Origin of the sequence: Staphylococcus sp. FSL K6-3157 (genome assembly GCF_038005145.1) — a bacterium.
GTDB classification, from domain to species: domain Bacteria; phylum Bacillota; class Bacilli; order Staphylococcales; family Staphylococcaceae; genus Staphylococcus; species Staphylococcus equorum.
In genome coordinates this window covers 2,692,774-2,711,117 of the sequence record NZ_JBBOSM010000001.1, presented here as the reverse complement: position 1 = coordinate 2,711,117, position 18,344 = coordinate 2,692,774, and the positions used below count along the sequence as shown (strand labels likewise).

The 18,344-nt window shown below is 31.8% G+C and carries 20 protein-coding genes; 14 read left to right on the top strand and 6 right to left on the bottom strand.

The features are described from left to right. The first annotated feature begins 1 nt into the window (after nt 1). The 4 genes from MHB47_RS13065 to MHB47_RS13050 all read left to right on the top strand — a co-directional run bounded on the left by MHB47_RS13065 (nt 2) and on the right by MHB47_RS13050 (nt 3,107). Entirely contained in the window at nt 2-1,372 is a 1,371-nt protein-coding gene (locus tag MHB47_RS13065) for a CitMHS family transporter (protein WP_119544565.1), read from the top strand. 263 nt (nt 1,373-1,635) lie between these two features. Then, nucleotides 1,636-1,707 (top strand): type I toxin-antitoxin system Fst family toxin, encoded by a 72-nt coding sequence (locus MHB47_RS13060; RefSeq protein WP_340757342.1) that lies wholly within the window; start codon nt 1,636-1,638, stop codon nt 1,705-1,707. Nucleotides 1,708-2,127: 420 nt separating this feature from the next. Then, nucleotides 2,128-2,673 carry an NAD(P)H-dependent oxidoreductase gene (locus tag MHB47_RS13055; RefSeq protein WP_340757162.1) on the top strand — a complete coding sequence of 182 codons (546 nt, stop codon included), beginning with the start codon at nt 2,128-2,130 and terminating at the stop codon, nt 2,671-2,673. A 200-nt stretch (nt 2,674-2,873) separates the two neighbouring features. Continuing rightward, nucleotides 2,874-3,107 carry an Lrp/AsnC ligand binding domain-containing protein gene (locus MHB47_RS13050; protein WP_445684158.1) on the top strand — a complete coding sequence of 78 codons (234 nt, stop codon included), beginning with the start codon at nt 2,874-2,876 and terminating at the stop codon, nt 3,105-3,107. Nucleotides 3,108-3,238: 131 nt separating this feature from the next. Here MHB47_RS13050 and MHB47_RS13045 read toward each other — a convergent pair whose 3' ends face one another. The 5 genes from MHB47_RS13045 to MHB47_RS13025 form a co-directional block, all read right to left on the bottom strand. Beyond that, nucleotides 3,239-4,039: an ABC transporter permease gene (locus MHB47_RS13045; RefSeq protein WP_340757160.1), complete on the bottom strand. Its 801-nt coding sequence runs from the start codon at nt 4,037-4,039 to the stop codon at nt 3,239-3,241. Between the two features lie 349 nt (nt 4,040-4,388). Continuing rightward, nucleotides 4,389-4,856: a DMT family transporter gene (locus MHB47_RS13040; protein ID WP_056935113.1), complete on the bottom strand. Its 468-nt coding sequence runs from the start codon at nt 4,854-4,856 to the stop codon at nt 4,389-4,391. A gap of 12 nt (nt 4,857-4,868) precedes the next feature. Then, nucleotides 4,869-5,300: a DMT family transporter gene (locus MHB47_RS13035; protein ID WP_069814958.1), complete on the bottom strand. Its 432-nt coding sequence runs from the start codon at nt 5,298-5,300 to the stop codon at nt 4,869-4,871. A 59-nt stretch (nt 5,301-5,359) separates the two neighbouring features. Then, entirely contained in the window at nt 5,360-5,671 is a 312-nt protein-coding gene (locus MHB47_RS13030; protein WP_340757153.1) for an ArsR/SmtB family transcription factor, read from the bottom strand. A gap of 155 nt (nt 5,672-5,826) precedes the next feature. Continuing rightward, complete coding sequence (locus MHB47_RS13025; protein ID WP_340757150.1) at nt 5,827-6,372, bottom strand: TetR/AcrR family transcriptional regulator; 546 nt, start codon at nt 6,370-6,372, stop codon at nt 5,827-5,829. Nucleotides 6,373-6,616: 244 nt separating this feature from the next. Between MHB47_RS13025 and MHB47_RS13020 the strand changes: the two genes are divergently transcribed. From MHB47_RS13020 to MHB47_RS13010, 3 genes are all read left to right on the top strand, one after another. Further along, complete coding sequence (locus MHB47_RS13020) at nt 6,617-7,186, top strand: flavin reductase family protein (RefSeq protein WP_340757148.1); 570 nt, start codon at nt 6,617-6,619, stop codon at nt 7,184-7,186. Nucleotides 7,187-7,270: 84 nt separating this feature from the next. Further along, nucleotides 7,271-7,666, top strand: coding sequence for a MerR family transcriptional regulator (locus MHB47_RS13015; protein ID WP_285325167.1), 396 nt, complete (start codon nt 7,271-7,273; stop codon nt 7,664-7,666). Then, nucleotides 7,663-8,598, top strand: coding sequence for an alpha/beta hydrolase (locus MHB47_RS13010; RefSeq protein ID WP_340757145.1), 936 nt, complete (start codon nt 7,663-7,665; stop codon nt 8,596-8,598). Before MHB47_RS13015 ends, MHB47_RS13010 begins: the two co-directional genes overlap by 4 nt. A gap of 289 nt (nt 8,599-8,887) precedes the next feature. On the opposite strand, the gene MHB47_RS13005 is transcribed toward MHB47_RS13010, so the two are convergent. After that, on the bottom strand, nt 8,888-9,508 hold the full coding sequence (locus MHB47_RS13005; protein WP_069802645.1) for a hypothetical protein: 621 nt from the start codon (nt 9,506-9,508) through the stop codon (nt 8,888-8,890). A gap of 433 nt (nt 9,509-9,941) precedes the next feature. Here MHB47_RS13005 and MHB47_RS13000 point away from each other — a divergent pair, with 433 nt between their 5' ends. From MHB47_RS13000 to fadX, 7 genes are all read left to right on the top strand, one after another. Continuing rightward, nucleotides 9,942-10,808 (top strand): LysR family transcriptional regulator, encoded by an 867-nt coding sequence (locus MHB47_RS13000; protein ID WP_340757143.1) that lies wholly within the window; start codon nt 9,942-9,944, stop codon nt 10,806-10,808. 126 nt (nt 10,809-10,934) lie between these two features. Next, complete coding sequence (gene tcuA / locus MHB47_RS12995; RefSeq protein WP_340757141.1) at nt 10,935-12,428, top strand: FAD-dependent tricarballylate dehydrogenase TcuA; 1,494 nt, start codon at nt 10,935-10,937, stop codon at nt 12,426-12,428. Nucleotides 12,429-12,782: 354 nt separating this feature from the next. Then, the gene (locus tag MHB47_RS12990) at nt 12,783-13,763 is read left to right on the top strand and encodes a tripartite tricarboxylate transporter substrate binding protein (protein ID WP_340757139.1); all 981 of its coding nucleotides are present in this window, start codon (nt 12,783-12,785) and stop codon (nt 13,761-13,763) included. Nucleotides 13,764-13,777: 14 nt separating this feature from the next. Further along, entirely contained in the window at nt 13,778-14,221 is a 444-nt protein-coding gene (locus MHB47_RS12985; RefSeq protein ID WP_340757137.1) for a tripartite tricarboxylate transporter TctB family protein, read from the top strand. Nucleotides 14,222-14,234: 13 nt separating this feature from the next. Next, nucleotides 14,235-15,734 (top strand): tripartite tricarboxylate transporter permease, encoded by a 1,500-nt coding sequence (locus MHB47_RS12980; RefSeq protein WP_340757135.1) that lies wholly within the window; start codon nt 14,235-14,237, stop codon nt 15,732-15,734. A gap of 250 nt (nt 15,735-15,984) precedes the next feature. Next, nucleotides 15,985-16,416 (top strand): universal stress protein, encoded by a 432-nt coding sequence (locus MHB47_RS12975; protein WP_340757133.1) that lies wholly within the window; start codon nt 15,985-15,987, stop codon nt 16,414-16,416. Nucleotides 16,417-16,755: 339 nt separating this feature from the next. Next, nucleotides 16,756-18,330 (top strand): fatty acid degradation protein FadX, encoded by a 1,575-nt coding sequence (gene fadX, locus MHB47_RS12970; protein ID WP_340757131.1) that lies wholly within the window; start codon nt 16,756-16,758, stop codon nt 18,328-18,330. The last annotated feature ends 14 nt before the right edge of the window (nt 18,331-18,344 follow it).

The following is an 18,344-nucleotide window of genomic DNA, read 5'->3' as shown; positions in this document are numbered from 1 at the left end:
TATGCAACAAGATAGTATTTGGTTAACAATTGTTGGATTGATAATTATCATATCTATTGTAGGTTTGTTAATTGCAAAACGTATTAGTCCAGTGGTAGGTATGATTTTAATACCTAGTATTGGGGCATTAGTATTAGGTTATAGTATTGGAGATTTAGTGGAGTTTTTCAATAGTGGTTTGGATCAAGTGATAAATGTCGTTATTATGTTTATTTTTGCTATTATTTTCTTTGGTATTATGAGTGATAGTGGTTTATTTAAACCTCTCGTAAAGAAATTAATTTTGCTAACAAGAGGCAATGTAATTGTTGTTTGTATTGTAACTGCATTAATAGGCACTTTTGCTCAACTTGATGGTGCTGGAGCTACGACTTTTTTACTTTCTATTCCTGCTTTATTACCTTTATATAAAGCACTTAACATGAACCGTTATCTGCTATTATTACTACTTGCTTTAAGTGCTGCAATTATGAATATGGTGCCTTGGGGAGGGCCAATGGCGCGTACTGCATCAGTTTTAGGTGTTAAAAATGTTAATGAGTTATGGTATGGTATCATTCCTATACAAATCACAGGATTTATTCTGGTGTTACTTTTCGCAGTATTTTTAGGTTTTAGAGAAAAATTACGTATTAATCAAGCTATTAATAAAGGTGAAGTAGCTGATACACAACACTTAGATATAAATAAAATAGTTGAAAATTATGAGCGTGACCAAGATATAAAATTTCCGGTACGTGGTGTAGCTATTAATAATCCATGGATGAATTGGATTAACGCTTTACTTACAATTGCAATTATCGTAGTAATGTTAGCAAACATCGCGCCTCCAGAATTTGCTTTTATGATTGGTGTAGCAATCGCATTAGTTATTAATTTTCCGAATGTAGATGAACAAATGAGTCGTTTGAAAGCACATGCACCAAATGCATTAATGATGGCCGCTGTGATTATTGCAGCAGGTATGTTCTTAGGAGTATTGAATGAAACAGGTATGTTAGAAGCTATTGCAGTTAACTTTATTCATATTATTCCTAACGCTGTAGGCCCTTATTTACATATTATTGTTGGTATTTTTGGGGTGCCACTTGATTTACTCACAAGTACAGATGCTTATTATTTTGCAGTCTTACCTATAGTTGAACAAACAGCAAGTCAATTTGGCGTGCCCGCTATTTCAACTGCCTATTCTATGGTTATAGGTAATATTATTGGTACATTTGTAAGTCCATTTTCTCCAGCATTGTGGTTAGCTATTGGACTAGCAGAAGCGAATATGGGTACTTATATTAAATATGCATTTTTCTGGATTTGGGGATTTGCGATTATTCTGTTGATAATTGCTATTCTAATAGGTGTAGTAACAGTTTAATGGATAAATAAGTGTAGCTGCCAAGGTAAATCTTGGCAGCTACACTTATAAACAAAATCAAACGGGCAATTGAATAAATTAATCAACTAGACACTATAATGCGAATACGCTTTTTGATTATAAATGTATCATAGTTTGTTAGAAATCTATTCAGCATAATTCAACTTATCGGAAGTCCATATGCTTGTGCATTTACAGATGGTATAATAGTTGAGTCGCCTATCTCTCAGGCGTCAAGCCGACGTAGAGAGGAGGTGTTATCTATGTTGGAATTCCTTGTTCACATCACGACCACAGTCATCAGTGGTTGTATCATTGCCTTATTTACGCATTGACTGCGTAAACGTAATGAAAAATAGGCGACAATAGCCACACCTACAAAAAGCCCCTCACTACTCGTAATAGTGAGGGGCTTGGTGTATCCATATTGGATTCCTTGTTAAATGCATTATAACATCATAATGGTTGGAAATGCAAAATACAGCCATATATCTATACGTGTTTTAGAACCTGTTTTATTTCCTTCCAAGCTCTTTTTCTATGAGATTCCATTAATTGGGGTCAGTTCATTATATACTCTTCATTTTAGACTCTATATTAAGATAAAAGTTAAAAGTTAAAAGCTATGATAGTTAGTATCCCTAGTTTAATGTCAATAAATCTATTGGAATAAATTTATTTAGGATAAGCCTAGTTCGTTTTTATTTTTTAAATTTTTGGTATAATGTTTAGATTAATCATTTGGAGGAAATTTTATGTCTACGTTAGTTGTTCTTGTACATCCCAATATAGAGGAATCTATAATCAATAAAAACTGGCGTGATGCTTTATTAAGTGAAGGTATTGATGTTCATGATTTATATTTAAAATACTTAGATAAGGATATAAATGTTAGTGATGAGCAAATTTTATTAGAAAGCTATGATAATATTATTTTTCAGTATCCTATGTATTGGTATAGTTCACCACCATTGTTAAAAAAATATTTAGATGAAGTGTTACTTTATGGCTGGGCATATGGTTCTAATGGGAATGCATTAAAAGGTAAGAATATAGGTATTGCTGTTTCCATTGGAGCTGAAAGTGATAAATATGATTCGGAGAAATATACAAGATATTCGCCTGAAACTTTGCTGTCTCCTATGATCGCTACAATCAATTTTATAGGGGCTAATTATATAGGATTACATAAATTATATGGTGCATTAAATATATCTGCTGAAGAACTTGAAAAAAGTACTATGGAATATTTATTATTTGTTCGTAAATTTGAAAATTCAGGTTTATTTTTAAATGAGTAAAACAGATTTCTTTTTGTCTGGATACTATATATAAATGACGTTCTTTTGAAATAAGCATTGATAGATAAAATCTATCAATGCTTATTTACTTAATAATGTACTTGGAATTTATCTTTTGAAAAGTTTTAAGAGACTTAAACAACCCCACAAAATTAAAATAAAGAGTATATAAGGAACGATTGATTTAGATACAAAAGAGGATGTTTTTGTCTCAGAAACACCGAATCAAAATGAACAAAAACGATCTATATAGAGATTTTAAAATATTTATAGCGAAACAAGATAATGTGGAATTTTGCTATAGAGTCTCTGGAGATAGTTGTTTTATTTTTAAAGTGCGTTTTAAAAATATGATGGATGTAGAACAATTCATTGATAATTTACAAAGTTATGGACACACAAAATCACATTTCATATTTTCAAAAACTGTATAATTACAATTCTAAAAGAGCATGCAGACACCACTGGTTTCTGCATGCTCTTTATTATAGATTAATGGTTAAATTTAATTTCTAAATTTTCACATCACTAATTGGAGTCAGCCCATTAATTTTCAATGCTTTTATTACATATAATCGGCAAATCTATCTCTAAAGCGCATATGTAGAATTGATCCTAAGCTAAAAATTAGAAGACAAAGGAAGATATTATACACTGCGAGTTCCCAATGCGTAATAAAATACCATTCGTGGTGCAATATGGCTGCCCTATATCCTCCAGCTAAAAAGTATATCGGATTAAATTGCATGACTGCCCCAACTATGTGATTATTTGGTAAATAGAGTATAGAAGAGACGAAAAATATCATTCTCATTAAAGCTTGTAGAATTAAATGTATGTCTCTAATTAACATACTTAATGTTGAAGCTAATAACGCTATAGCGTTGGTTAAAACTAACGCATAAAACAAGTATATAAATAATTGTAAAGTATATATAGAAGGCTTGTATCCTCCAATGAAACAAACACCTATAATAATTACTAGTAGAAAAATATGACCGTAGAATTTACTAAAAACGACATAACTAGGAATAATAGAAAGTGGAAAATTCATTTTAGCTACTTGATTAAATTTAGAAGTAATAGACTTACTACCTTCTAGAACACCTTCATTTACGAAAAACCACATACTAATCCCAACAATGAGCCAATATATAAATGGAACGCCCTCCATAACCTTATTGCTTCTTAGAGCTAAACCAAACACAAACCAAAAAACAGCAATTTGCATAGTAGGATTAATTAATTCCCACGCCATTCCTAAATAATTCTTTTTATTTGAAATCCTTAATTGAAATTCCGCTAATCTTCTTATTAGATATAAATTTTTCAGTTGTTCTTTTAATACAAACCATATTGAATTCATTTAACCCTATCTCACTTTCTAGGTGTAATGTTGATCTTGCAAATAAATTAGAAATAATTTCAAAAATATTATTTTGTATTATAAATTTTAAATTCATTACGCATATATTTTTAATATTACTAAACTTTACAATAACTTAATAAACGACACAACTATTTAAATATCCTACTCTTGAAATTAAATAACATACTAAGTATATATGTATTAAAAAAGACTTCTATATATAATATTATCGGTAATTATCAAAACAATAAAGGCGCTTCTTTTAAGAAAGAGGCGCCTTTATTGTTTCAAAATTTGTATTAACAAACACATTGGTAATTGCAATTTTGAACAAACTGTAGATAGTTTAAGTTAACTTTTCATGTAAGCTATTTTTGATATCAGCCTTATAAATCAATCTTAATGCGATAACCATTAAAATTAATGCGATAATTCTTTTTACATCAAAGTGAATGACCATCCCTTCAAATAAACCAAAATGATCGATGACCATACCCATTGTTAACTGTCCGATAACGGCAGAGATATTTGTTGCTATAACACCTATTTTAGGAATTGCTACAATTGTTAAAAATAAGTAACCAACACCAAACCAAACAGCAGTTAATTGCCATTTAGGCGCACTAAAGAACTCTAAGAAGTTACCTTCTCCAAAAAATAAAGTAATAATGAATAAAATCATACCACCTGTTATAAATGTTAAAAAGGCACTTTCTAACGTTCCTGCTTTTTTACTAAAGGCCCCGTTTACTGATGATTGTGTACTTAAAGTGATACCAGCTATTAAAGCTATGACTACTAAAACTACTTGCATTTTATACTCCTCCTAATAAATAAGTGTTAATGCAACTATCATTAGTATAATTGCCACTACTTTTTCAATTCTTAATGGTCGTTTTTCGCTACCTAGTATGCCGTAATGTTCTATTAATGCACTCATAATCATTTGGCCAACTACAACGCTTCCCATTGCTAGTCCAACACCTATCATAGGAATGATGAAGACTAAAACAGTTAAGTAAATAACGCCTAATATGCCGCCAGTTAATTGCCATTTAGGTGCTTTAATTGCGTAAGATAGTTTGCCTTTGCCTAAAAACAATAATGCAATGCCTAATATGATTGTTCCTATGGCAAAATTGTATAAACTACTTTCTAATTCTCCAATAGAATCACCTAATACTGCATACATGGCACCTTCGATACTCAAAAATATACCTGCTACTATAGCAAGGATATAAAATATAAATTTATTCATAATTTACCTCTTTTCCTCATTTCGCGAATTATCGAATTATAATCAATAAAAAAAGACCTCTAAAGATCTTCTTTTATTAGATTGGCTAATTCATTAATACTTTCTTCGTTTCTTCTATAATAAGTCCATTGACCATATCTTTCAGATTCTAATAGCCCTACTTGCTGCATCATTTTTAAATAATGTGAGACAGTAGAAGGGGACATATTGGCTTTTTCTTGTATATCTCCTACACATACGCCTCCTTTTTCTTTTAAATATTCACCTGTATAAATATGTCCAAAATGTTCACTAGGATGTTTTAGCCAAACTAAAATATCAACACGGGCATAGTTACTTAATACTTTAAAAGTTTCTACTAAATTTTTCATAACACATATACTATTCGAGAATATTCGAAATGTCAACACTAAATTACTTTCTAGAATAAGAATGGAAAATTTTTAAATATTATTTCCATTAAAAAATTAACATGTTGAGTCTTTTAATCGTTTCCAAATTAAATGCTGTCTTAAAAACGATTGTTTTATAAATTTCTTTCTGTTAATACTCCCAATTGTTTTGATACATCTTCAATTGACTCCGCCATACCTTTTAAAAGATAATTTTCTACTACACCAACAATAGCTGATCCAAGAAAGCTAAGCATTAGTTCTTCATCAATGCCCTGATTTTTCCCTGTGCTCAAATCATTTTTTGATTTTATTTCTTCAATAATTAAATTTAAAAAGTGCTTTCTAAAAGCAAAAGCGCCTTGCCCTGATAACATAGTTGAAAAAAAGAGATAATGTGTTTTTAAGTATTCAAACCATATCATATGGGCTGTTTTATAATTATTATCTGATACTGGCTCACATAATCTCTTTAATTCTTCCATATGACCTTCAACGAGCTTATCTAATAAATCGTATTTATCAAGATAATGTAGATAGAACGTTCTATTTCCCACATTTGCTTCAATGCAAATATCTTTTACAGTGATTTTACCAAATTCTTTTTGAGACATTAGTTTTACTAATGCACTTTTTATAGCTTCTTGAGATTTCAGTATCCTTCTATCGATTGCTACCAATTTATCACTCCTGATTTTTAAGTAAATACACATTTATGTAAAATTCGCGCATTAATGCATATATAAGATGAAATTGACGTTTGAAATCAGCTTGTAACTCCATTATATTAATATGTACAAATGCATTAATACATTACCAAGCATTATTTGTTTTGTCTATAGTTTTAATGAATTATAGTAACAACTATAACAACATTAGTGTATTAACAAATAAATATTATTAAAAGAGGAGTGTTTATAGAACATGAGAAAACCAATTGAAGATCCAATATGGTATGCATATCCAGGTTTAGTTGCTATAGTTACATCTAAATATAAAGGTGAACAAAATATTATGTCTGCCGGATGGCATACTTTTATGGGCACAAACCCACATACGTATGGTATTTCATTAGATACTAATACGCACACTTACGACTTAGTTAAAAATAGTGGCGTGTTTGGCGTCCAATTTTTACCAGCACATTTAACGCAACTTATTACTGACGTCGGTACAACTAGTGGATCTGATATAGATAAGTTTCATGAATATAATATTCTTTACGATGATGGATTAAAGACAGGTGTTCCAATTTTGAAAGATGCTTACTTTGCTTATGAATGTGAAGTTAAATCGATGACAGGCGTAGCAGGTTCAGAATGGGTAGTGGGCGAAATTGTTCAACGTTATCAAGATACTGATCTATTTATAGATAAAGGTATGCCGGACTTTTCTAAGTTGGAGGTTCCTTTATATATTGGACGTTCGAATTATCGCGTGTTGAATGAAAATGCACCTCAAAAAAACCATCCATCTATTTTGGATAATTACTAAAAATAATAGTAGGAGTCTTATCACTTACCTTAAAGTAACTTCAATGTTTTATACTCAAGTTATAACTTTTATGGAGGTGCAATGTTGAAAATAAAGGAAGTTTCAGAATACTTTAATTTACCATCAGAGACGATACGTTATTGGGAAAAAGTGGGAATAATTCCACACATATCAAGGAACGAGTCTGGTTATAGAGAATTTAATGAAGAAGTAGTAAATTGGATTAAGTTAGTTAAATGTATGAGAGAAATTAAAATACCTGTTGAGCAAATTCAATGTTATCTATCCCTTGTGGTTTCTGAAAAAGATACTACTAAAGAAAGAATCGATATTTTAGAACAACAGAAAACACAGCTTTATAAAAAAATACAAGAATATAATAGCGCTCTAGAAACAATCACTTATAAAATAAACAATTATGAAAACGTGCTTCAAAATTATGAAAACGCATTGAATAAAAACGGAGGAGATTTAAAATGAGAAATTTTACTTTTGAATTAAATGAAAATGTTGAAAGAAAAGAAATTAGATTTACCAACCGTTTTGGCATAGAAATAGCTGGTGATTTATATTTACCTAAAAATATCGACAACAACAGTTTACCTGCACTTGTTGTTGCTGGACCTTTTGGGGCTGTCAAAGAACAAGCTTCAGGTCGATATGCTAATCAAATGGCTTCACTTGGCTTTGCGTCACTTGCATTTGATGGTTCTTATACAGGGGAAAGTGGTGGTACACCACGTAACGTTGCCGCTCCAGATATAAATACTGAAGATGTTATGGCTGCGGTGGATGTCATCGGTGTCCAACCGAATATTGACCGTAATCGTATTGGCGTTATTGGCATATGTGGCTGGGGATCACTAACACTAAATGCAGTTTCTGTAGATAAACGAGTAAAAGCGATTGCCACAGTGTCTATGTATGATAATTCTGCTGGATTAGGTAGTCTACCCGCAGAACAACGATCTCAATTTTTGGAAGCTTTAAGTCAACAAAGATGGACAGATTTTGAAAATGGTTCATATGCTCCTATGGAAGATCAATTGCCATCTGAATTACCAGATAATCCAGATAAAGATACATTAGAAACTTTCGAATTTTATAGAACATCACGCGGTTACCATGAAAATTCTATTTTATCTAATGGTAATTGGAATGCCACTATGCCACTTTCATTTATGACTACACCTGTCATGCAGTATATAGATGAAATATCTCCTAGACCAATTTTATTTATAGCAGGGGAAGTAGCATTTTCTAAACCCCTTAGTGAATCAGCATACGAGCAAGCTAAGGAACCTAAAGAACTTATAATTATTCCTGGAGCTGCGCATTCAACATTGTATGACAATATGGAAAAAATTCCATTTAACAAATTAAAAGAATTTTTCGAATCTAACTTGAAATAGAAGTGACTTCATTCATATAAAAATATAAGTTCACAATTTCATATTATTTTGATCGATATCAATAAAAATCTCCCTTCAAAGTACACACTTAAAATGTGAAAACTTTGAAGGGAGATTTTTTAGTTTAGAAAATATAAATAAGCAGTTATTAAGAGATAAATATTTCGCACATATACTATGTTTTTAACATATAAAAAAATAAACATCATATTTTAATGAAGCGACTTAATTGTTTCAAAATCAAATTTACCCCTAATAACAAAGATTACTGATGATTGTTATTAACTATCTAAATAGCTTTTAACTTTTCATTAAAGCTTTTTATTTTTTCAGCTCTTAGATTTGTATAATATTCAATATCTTCTTCTCTAGTCTCTAAAGGAAATATATTATAAATATCTTGATAAAATTCAATACTTGATTTATTACGTTGGCCTTCTAAAGATATCCTTGTACTATCAGGCTTAGTAGTTGATAATTCATAATTAGGTATCACACTATGGTACACGTTTACTATTTTGCCATCTTTTATCAAATCTGATGTATTTATAAATTTAACCTCTATATGATGTTGATGTGATAATTCACTAGTTAACATTGCTAGCATTACGTCACAAAACATGATGGTCATAACGCCTTTATTTTCAAATGTAGAGGTTACTTCTAGTTCTTCGATACAAAATTTTTCAGTTTCTCCATAATGATAAAATCTAGATTTGAATTCCTCGTTGTCTACACCATCACACTTACTAATAACACTTTTTGAAATATAATCAAATGAAGTATCTTTTAAATAATAATAAGCACTTCCATAATTTATTAATCTATTGTACGTGAAGGCATTTGTTTCTTCATATTTATTTTTACAAATTATATTAAATGGATTGGTAATACTATCCTTTATAATCATACATTACGCTCCTTATAAAATTTTTGCTTATAAATAGATAGTCTTCACAACATCTATTATTAAACGTTGATTTGAAACATAGAAAAACACCCCACATTAAAATGTGAAGTGCTAAAGTCGATTTTTTTGAATAGAAATAATATTTCAAAGAAATAAAAATCGCTTGTTTTTAATATAATTCTGATATTTTATATTCAATATCCGACTATATCAAAGTTCAACATTTAAAGAAACATAATTGATTCATTCGAATTTTGTTAAGCATGCTTAACTATTTAATAAAGCATTTTTATATTTAGAAAATATAAAATAGTAACTTTTAAAGGTTAATATAATGAGCTTAATGACATTTCATGATAGGTTTTAATATAGATACATAACGAAACGCGATAAAAATAAATTATAATTAACGCGATCAAAGGGGAAAACAGCCATGGATTTTAGAGATTTAGAGATAATAAAAACATTGGATGATGAAAGAAATATTACAAGAGCAGCGACAAAATTATACGTATCTCAACCTTCGCTAAGTTATAAAATTAATACACTTGAACAAGAACTTGGCGTGCCGTTAATAATACGTACTAAGAAAGGTATTAGATTCACTTCTCAAGGTAGCCATCTCGTTTATTATGCTAGAAAAACATTAAATGGATTTAATAAGATGAAAGATTATCTTCACAGTATAGATAATGAGGATGAGGGAGTCATCAGGCTCGGTGTCTCGCAAAATTTAGCTAGATATGATCTGCCTGAATTACTTAGTAGTTTTACGAATGATTTTCAAAAAGTTCAATTCAAAATTGTTACTTCTTGGAGTCAGTCTATCTATAAATTAATAGAATCTGATGAAGTTTCTCTTGCAATCGTAAGAGGAGACGTATCTTGGAAGGGCTATAAAACCCTGTTAAATAAAGAACCAATATGTATAATCAGTAAAGATGAGATTGATTTAGAAAAATTACCTTCCAAGTCTAGGATAGCTTTTAAGACTGATACAAGATTACAAAATACTATCGATAACTGGTGGAAAGAATCTTACAACGAGCCTCCGAATGAAGCGATGTTAATTGATAACTTAGAGTCTTGCTTAAAGTTAGTAGAAAAAGGTATGGGCTATGCAATTGCTCCAAACATTGGTGTCAGAGAATATAAAAACTTAAATATTGTACCTATTAAAGATAAAAAGAATGAAATAATTTATAGAGATACTTGGTTATTATATAGAGAAGAAGAGGATTATCCCTTAATGCAAAAGTTTATTAGACATATTAAAGCCTATTATAAAGATAATAGTTAAGAAAAATGAAATGTCATAAAAATATTTTATGATGATGAATAAAATATATGTATTTTCCTTCCTATATTTTATTAAGTAATCTAAAGAGAGATACTTTTAGATTACTTTTTTTATGGAGGGATATTTTTGAAGAAATATGACGTAATTGTAGTTGGAACAGGAAATGCTGCACTAAGTTCAGCAATATCAGCAAAAGAGAATGGTAGTGAAGTGCTTGTATTAGAAAAAGCGCCCAAAGAAAAAAGAGGGGGCAACTCAATATTTACTGATGGCGCAATAAGGTTTGCTTACAATGATTTGCAAGGAATAAAAGAAGTTGTTACAGCACTATCCGAAAATGATTTATCAGAAATACAAATGCCTAATTATAATACTGAAGATTTTTATGAAGATATTTTAAAAGTAACTAATGGTGAGAGTAATCCAGAATTAGCAAAATTTTTAGCAAACGAGTCATTTGAAACTATTTTATGGATGAAAAAACAAGGAGTAGAATTTCAATTAAATGAAAATCAATACTTTGAGATTAATGGCAATAAAAATTTTTGGGGTGGCTTACCGATAAAAACAGTAGATAAAGGGATAGGATTAATGAACACTTTATTTAAAAGGTCCCAAGAACTAGGTATTGATATTATATATAGTGCTGAAGTTAACAAAATCGAAATGGATCATAATAAAGTATCAGCAGTAACTTACCTAGATAATAATAAGCAAAAGGTGACTGTAAATACTGAGGCTATTGTATTAGCATGTGGTAGTTTTGAAGCGAGTAAAGATAAAAGGGTTAAAAACTTAGGTGAAGAATGGGAAAAAGCAATCGTTAGAGGTACTGAATATAACACAGGCGACGGAATAGAAATAGCGACAGAAATCGGAGCTAATAAAGCAGGTCACTATGATGGTTGTCATGCACATACTACAGATTATAACGCTCCTAAGGTGGGCGATTTTTCAAAACCTGGTGATATCTATAAAAAATCATCTTATCCACTGGGATTAATCATTAATAAGAATGGTAAGAGATTTGTAGATGAAGGTGCTGATTTCAGAAATTATACTTATGCAAAATATGGAAAAGAGACTTTGAGACAACCTGACCAAAAAGCTTTTCAAATTTTTGATTCTCAAGTCAGCTCTATGTTGAGAAAAGAATATAATTTAACAGAAGCGACTAAGATTGTAGCGGACACATTAGAAGAACTAGCTACAAAAATGGATATCAATCCTAATGATTTTGTTGAAATGATTGATGAGTACAACGCTAGTGTTCAAGACGGAGACTATAATCCAAGTGTGAAAGATGGTAAATCTACAAAAGGTATTAGTCCAGAAAAAACGAATTGGGCTTTAAAATTTGATCAGGCCCCTTATTATGCGTTTCCGATTACATGTGGTATTACTTTTGCTTTTGGCGGTATTTCTACAAATACTAAAGCTGAAGCTTTAGATGAACAAAACAATCCAATAGATGGATTATTTGTAGCAGGAGAAATGGTAGGGGGATTGTTTTATCATAATTATCCTGGAGGATCTGGTTTAATGTCTGGTTCAGTTTATGGAAAGAGAGCTGGAAAATCAGCAGCAGAATATGCGCAAAAGACCAAAATAGATAATTGAGCATCATTTTTACACAATATATAAACATATGTGCTATTACATTTTGTAACAGCTAAATTGACTAGGTGTTGCAAATAAATATCCATTAGCGACAAGCGTGCATAATGAATTCTTTAGGAACCAGTTGCTCTTGATTGCTCTGGATATTTCAACGCAATACGAAATAATGCGGATGCAAGAATGCCATTAAATAATCTAATTATATTAGTATACGTAGACGACATTCGACTGTTATAAAAAAACAGAATTTTCAGTTAAATACAACTTATTTAATGAATGAATATGTCCCACTTAACACTTTTAATTAGAATATAATGCGAATTTTTGTAAACGCTTTCAATAAGGGGGATTCCGATGAAAAGATGGGGGATTTTACTTGTCATTTTTTCAGTTGTATTAGCAGGTTGTGGCAATGACAATAAATCAAGTGCATCAAACAAGCAATTTCCTGATGAAACGGTTGAAATTGTTGCACCAGCTTCTCCAGGAGGCGGCTGGGATACTACAGCGCGTGCGATACAAAAAATTATGATTGATGAAGACTTAACTAAACAAAACGTTAATGTGATTAATAAACCTGGAGGTGGTGGAGAAGTCGGCTGGCAATATTTAAAATCACGTTCACCGAACACCATATCTATCAACTCAAGTTTGTTATTATCTAATAATGAATTAGGGTTAAGTGATTTAGGTGCGGATGATTTTACACCTATTGCGATTTTAGCCACTGAATGGATTAGTTTAACAGCATCTAATCAATCGAACTTAGATTCTGGTAAGGGTGTAATGGAAAAATTAAAAGAGGATCCAGAATCCTTAACTATAGGTGTTGCACCAGGTTTAGGTAACAATGATCACTTAGCTTTTGTACAGGCAGCTAAGGCGTATGGCGTTGATATAGATAAAATAGATTTCCTTGTATATAAAAGTGGAGGAGATCTACAAACTGCTTTATTAGGTGGACATGTAGATGTTGCCTCTACTTCTGTCTCTGAAGTAAAAGAACAACACCAAACTGGAAAATTAAAAATGTTGGCAGTGACTTCTGATAAACCAGTTGAAGGTATTGAAGAGGTGCCTACATGGAAAGAACAAGGCATTGACGTTGTCTTTCCACATTGGCGTGGTGTGATGGGGCCGAAAGATATGACGCCAGAACAAATTGCCTATTGGGATAAAACTATGCAAGATGTAGTGAAATCAGATAGATGGCAAAAAATAAGAAAGAATAATGATTGGGAAAACTACTATAAAGATAGCGAAGAAAGTGAGAAATTTTTAAAAGAGCAACGTAAAAAGTATAAAGCATTAGTCAAAGATTCAGGCATGAAATAAAGGGGGGAGTAATAATGTCGCGATTTGTCTTTCCAGTATTATTAATATTATCTGGTGTTATTTATCTAATGTTGACTTTAAATATACCTAAATCAAACATTGGGGACCCTAATAGTCCGATGTATTTTCCAATGTTAGTTGGTTTATTGCTTTTGATAATGAGCATTGTTTATTTCTTTCAAGAATTTAAAAAACGTCATGAAGATTTTACAGCTTTTTCACAATTACTAGAGAGAAAAACACTTATACGTATCGTCTTAACAATTGTTTTAACAGTAATATACGCTTTAATATTCGAACGTCTTGGCTTTTTAATTTCAACAATTATATTCTTAGGCGTCATTATGTTCTTAATAAACGGATATAAAAGATGGTTACAGAATATTTTAGTTACGGTGATTTTTTCTGGCATTGCATGGTACACATTCGCACAATTATTGAATGTCAGTTTACCTTAAGGAGGGTGATTAAATGGGGATTGATGCAGGTAGTTTTTTAGAAGGATTATCAACTGCGTTTCATCCGATGAACCTTTTATGGGTCCTTATCGGTGGTTTTCTAGGTACTGTGGTAGGTATGTTACCTGGATTAGGACCTGCGACTGCGGTTGCAGTACTCATACCTGTGACATTTGGTATGGAACCAGTAAGCGCATTGATTTTAATGGTTTCAATTTATTATGGTGCCATGTATGGTGGCTCAAGAAGTTCGATTTTATTAAATACGCCAGGTGATGGCTCAGCCATTGCAGCTACATTTGATGGTTATCCAATGACCAAAAATGGAGAGGCGGGTAAAGCACTAACAATCTCAGCTATAGCTTCATTAATCGGTGGTATTACTGCGGTGTTTGGTTTTATCATTTTAGCTAAGCCATTGTCTGCCTTTGCTTTAAAATTTGGCCCACAAGAATATTTTTTATTATTCTTATTTACGCTTTCAGCTATTGTTACTTTATCGTCAGGTAAGATGGTCAAGGGGTTTATTGCGACAAGTATTGGTTTAATCATCAGTACGGTAGGTGTTGATTTACAAACAAGTATTTATCGTTTCACTTTTGATATTCCTCATTTAAGTGAAGGTATCAACTTCTTAGTCGTTATCATTGGTGTATATGCCGTAGCAGAAGTATTATATAATTACTTACATTTACACGCATTGAAACCACCTAAAGCTGATGTAGGATCAATGAAATTATCTAAGGAAGATATAAAGAACACAAGAGGCGCTATGCTTCGCCAAAGTCCTATTGGTTTCTTAATCGGTGTATTACCAGGAGCCGGTGGCTCTATTGCGGCAATGTTAAGCTATTCAACCGAAAAACAAATATCTAAAAATGGTAAGAATTTCGGGAAAGGTCAAATAGAAGGTGTAGCTGCGCCAGAAGCTTCTAATAATGCTGCTTCCGTAGGTGCTTTAATCCCGTTATTAACGATGGGCGTGCCAGGATCAGGAACAACAGCTGTAATTTTAGGTGCAGTCGTTATGCTAGGTTTACAACCAGGACCTTTATTATTTGCAAATGAGCCTGAAACGATATGGACACTCGTTAATAGCATGTTTATTGGTAATATATTCTTAGTCATTTTGAACATTGCTTTAATAGGATTACTACTCAAGATATTACGTACACCACCCAAAGTGTTATATCCTATTATTTTAGTGTTGGCGTTTATCGGTACATACACATTAGGTTATAGTATCACTGATTTCTATATTCTAATTATTTTCGGTATTATCGGATTAGTTATGAAATTATTAGATTTCCCGGCTGCGCCTTTAATTTTGGCAGCAATCGTAGGTTCGGATATGGAGCAGAATTTTCGTAAAAGCTTAATCGTTAGTAATAACAATGTAGGAGATATATTTTGGGGATCCCCAATTAGCCTCGTGTTAACATTGATGACTATTTTAGCGCTGTTCTATCCGCTGATTATAAAAGGATTCAAAAGAATGAAATTGAAAAAATAACATAAAAAAAACCGTTCATTTTACAAGGAACGCAATCATTAAATTAGGAACGCAACGAAAAACTAGGTAATTTCCTGAATGCTATAGGAGATTACCTAGTTTTTTTTCATGCTTTTGGCCCCGACTATTTTTGAATTTTTCTCTCTAATCCAATTAGTTGGCATTTGTTGTTACTAAATTAAAAAATATTTTTGAGGGTATTATATAAGTAAGCGGTATCTAAATACTTGCTACTAGGAGGTTAGTGTATATGTTTAAAAATATATTATTACCCTATGATTTTGAAAATGATTTTAGTGCGATTCCTGACCATTTAGCAAAAATGGTTGATACAGATTCAATTGTTACAGTTTATCATGTTGTTGAAGAAGCTAATTTTGCAACTAATTTAGAAAATTATATTGAACAAAAAAGTGATATTATTAGAGAAAAAGAAAGCAATCTTGCTCCATTTTTACACGAATTAGATGAAAAAAAGGTTCAATACAAAGTAGATATTGATTTTGGACCTGTTAAAGATACAATCTTAGACAAAATTACTTCTGGCGATACAGATAAAGGTGAATACGATTTAGTAATTATGAGTAATCATAGAGTGAGTTTGAATATTAAACACGTTTTAGGAGATGTTACGCATAAGATTGCTAAAAGAAGTTCTGTCCCAGTATTAATTGTTAAATAAAGATTAAAAGCATAGAAACCTTATTAAACTAAGCATCATGCTAAAATTTTTAATATATGCTGACCTAAAAAGCACTACAATCTTATAAAGGTATGTGTTCCTTCAAGGTGTGCGCTGAAAAAGTGTGGATTTTGAAGGGATTTTTAATTCGCTAATATATGCCCGTCATTATCTGATTTATTTATTAAATTACTATGTAAAATAAAGAATTTTTGCATAATTTTCAATAATAATGGTATATTACATGTAAGGGCTTACATTTATTGAAAAGGGAGAGATTATTCAAGGGGAAAATGATAGATAAAATAGCCGGATTAAACAAAGATAGGAGTCGCAAGTATGAAAATTATTCCGTTTTCAGATTTGAAAGACATCATTAATGAAGGTGATGTGATAGCCCTAGCAGCATTATCAACGGCTAACTTACCAGCTGAGATACTCAAAACATTAGTCGATCAATATGATGAGCATCAAACGCCTAAAGCCTTCACCTTTATGTTGGCAAACGATATTAGTGATTATCGAGGTGACAGTTATGATTTAGATTCTTTTGTATCAAGGGGTATGATTAAACGATTAATCACAAGTATTATTACTGGTTCACCTAAGACTATCAATGCAATGCGCAATAATGATATTGAAGCCTATTACGTGCCTCAAGGTGTGATTACGACGCACTATCGTAGTCAAACATCTGCTTCACCAGGAACTATTACTAAGATTGGGCTGAATACCAATGTTGATCCTAGATATTCTGGTGGCAAAGTAAATACGCGTACGACAGAGGATCTAGTATCTTTAATTGAAATCAAAGGAGAAACATATTTAAATTATGATTTTCCAGAAATTGATGTCGCATTGTTACGAGGTACATATGCCGATACAGAAGGTAATATTTATATGACGCATGAAGCACATCTTGGAGAGGGTTACAGTGTTGCAGCAGCTACACATAAGAATAAAGGTAAAGTGATTGTGCAAGTGAAAGCAGTCATCCAAAGTGGGCGTTTCAATCCGAATGATGTATTTATTCCGGGTAAACTTGTAGATTACGTTGTAGTTAATAGCAATCCGAAATATCACAGACAGGTTGTCCAAACACAATATGACCCAGCACTTTCAGGACATTATCAGATTACTGAAATGCGAGAGCCATATATAGCATTAGGTACCCGTAAAGTGATTTTGAGACGTGCAGCTCAATATTTACTTGAAGGAGACGTAATCAGTATTGGTTTTGGCATTAATAATGAATTGTCGAATGTGTTAGAAGAGGAGCAGGCCAATCATTTAGTTCAAACGAATATAGATACAGGCGTTTTTGGTGGCTTAATTAGTAGCGGTAATTACTTTGGTATGAACTACAATCTAAGTGCACGCATGAGACACGAGTTAACATGGGATTTTATCTATAACGATGGCATAGATGTCGCATTCCTAAGCTTTGCTGAAGTGGATCAATATGGCAACGTTAATGTGTCTAAGTTCGGAGACAAAATGAATGGGTGTGGTGGTTTTATTGATATTAGCCAATCAGTTAAAAGGATTGTTTTTTCAGCTTCAATGGTTGTTGGGGGTCAACTAAATTTTGTGAACGGTGAAGCCCAAGTGGAAACACAAGGTAAGTCACCTAAATTTGTAAAAGAAGTTGGCAACATAGATTTTAATGTTGAAAATGCACGAAAATTAGCACAGGAAGTTTATTTTGTTACTGAACGCGCAGTGTTTGAACTGACGGACAAAGGTATTAAATTAATTGAAATTGCACCTGGTTTAGATTTAGAGCGAGATATTTTAGCGAATATGGAGTTTCAACCAATCATTTCTGACGAGATTAACATAACACAGAATGATATTTATCAAAAAACATGGGGAGGTCTGTCTCAGGTAATTAAGTCGGAAGATCGTATTTAAATTAAGGGGGAGAA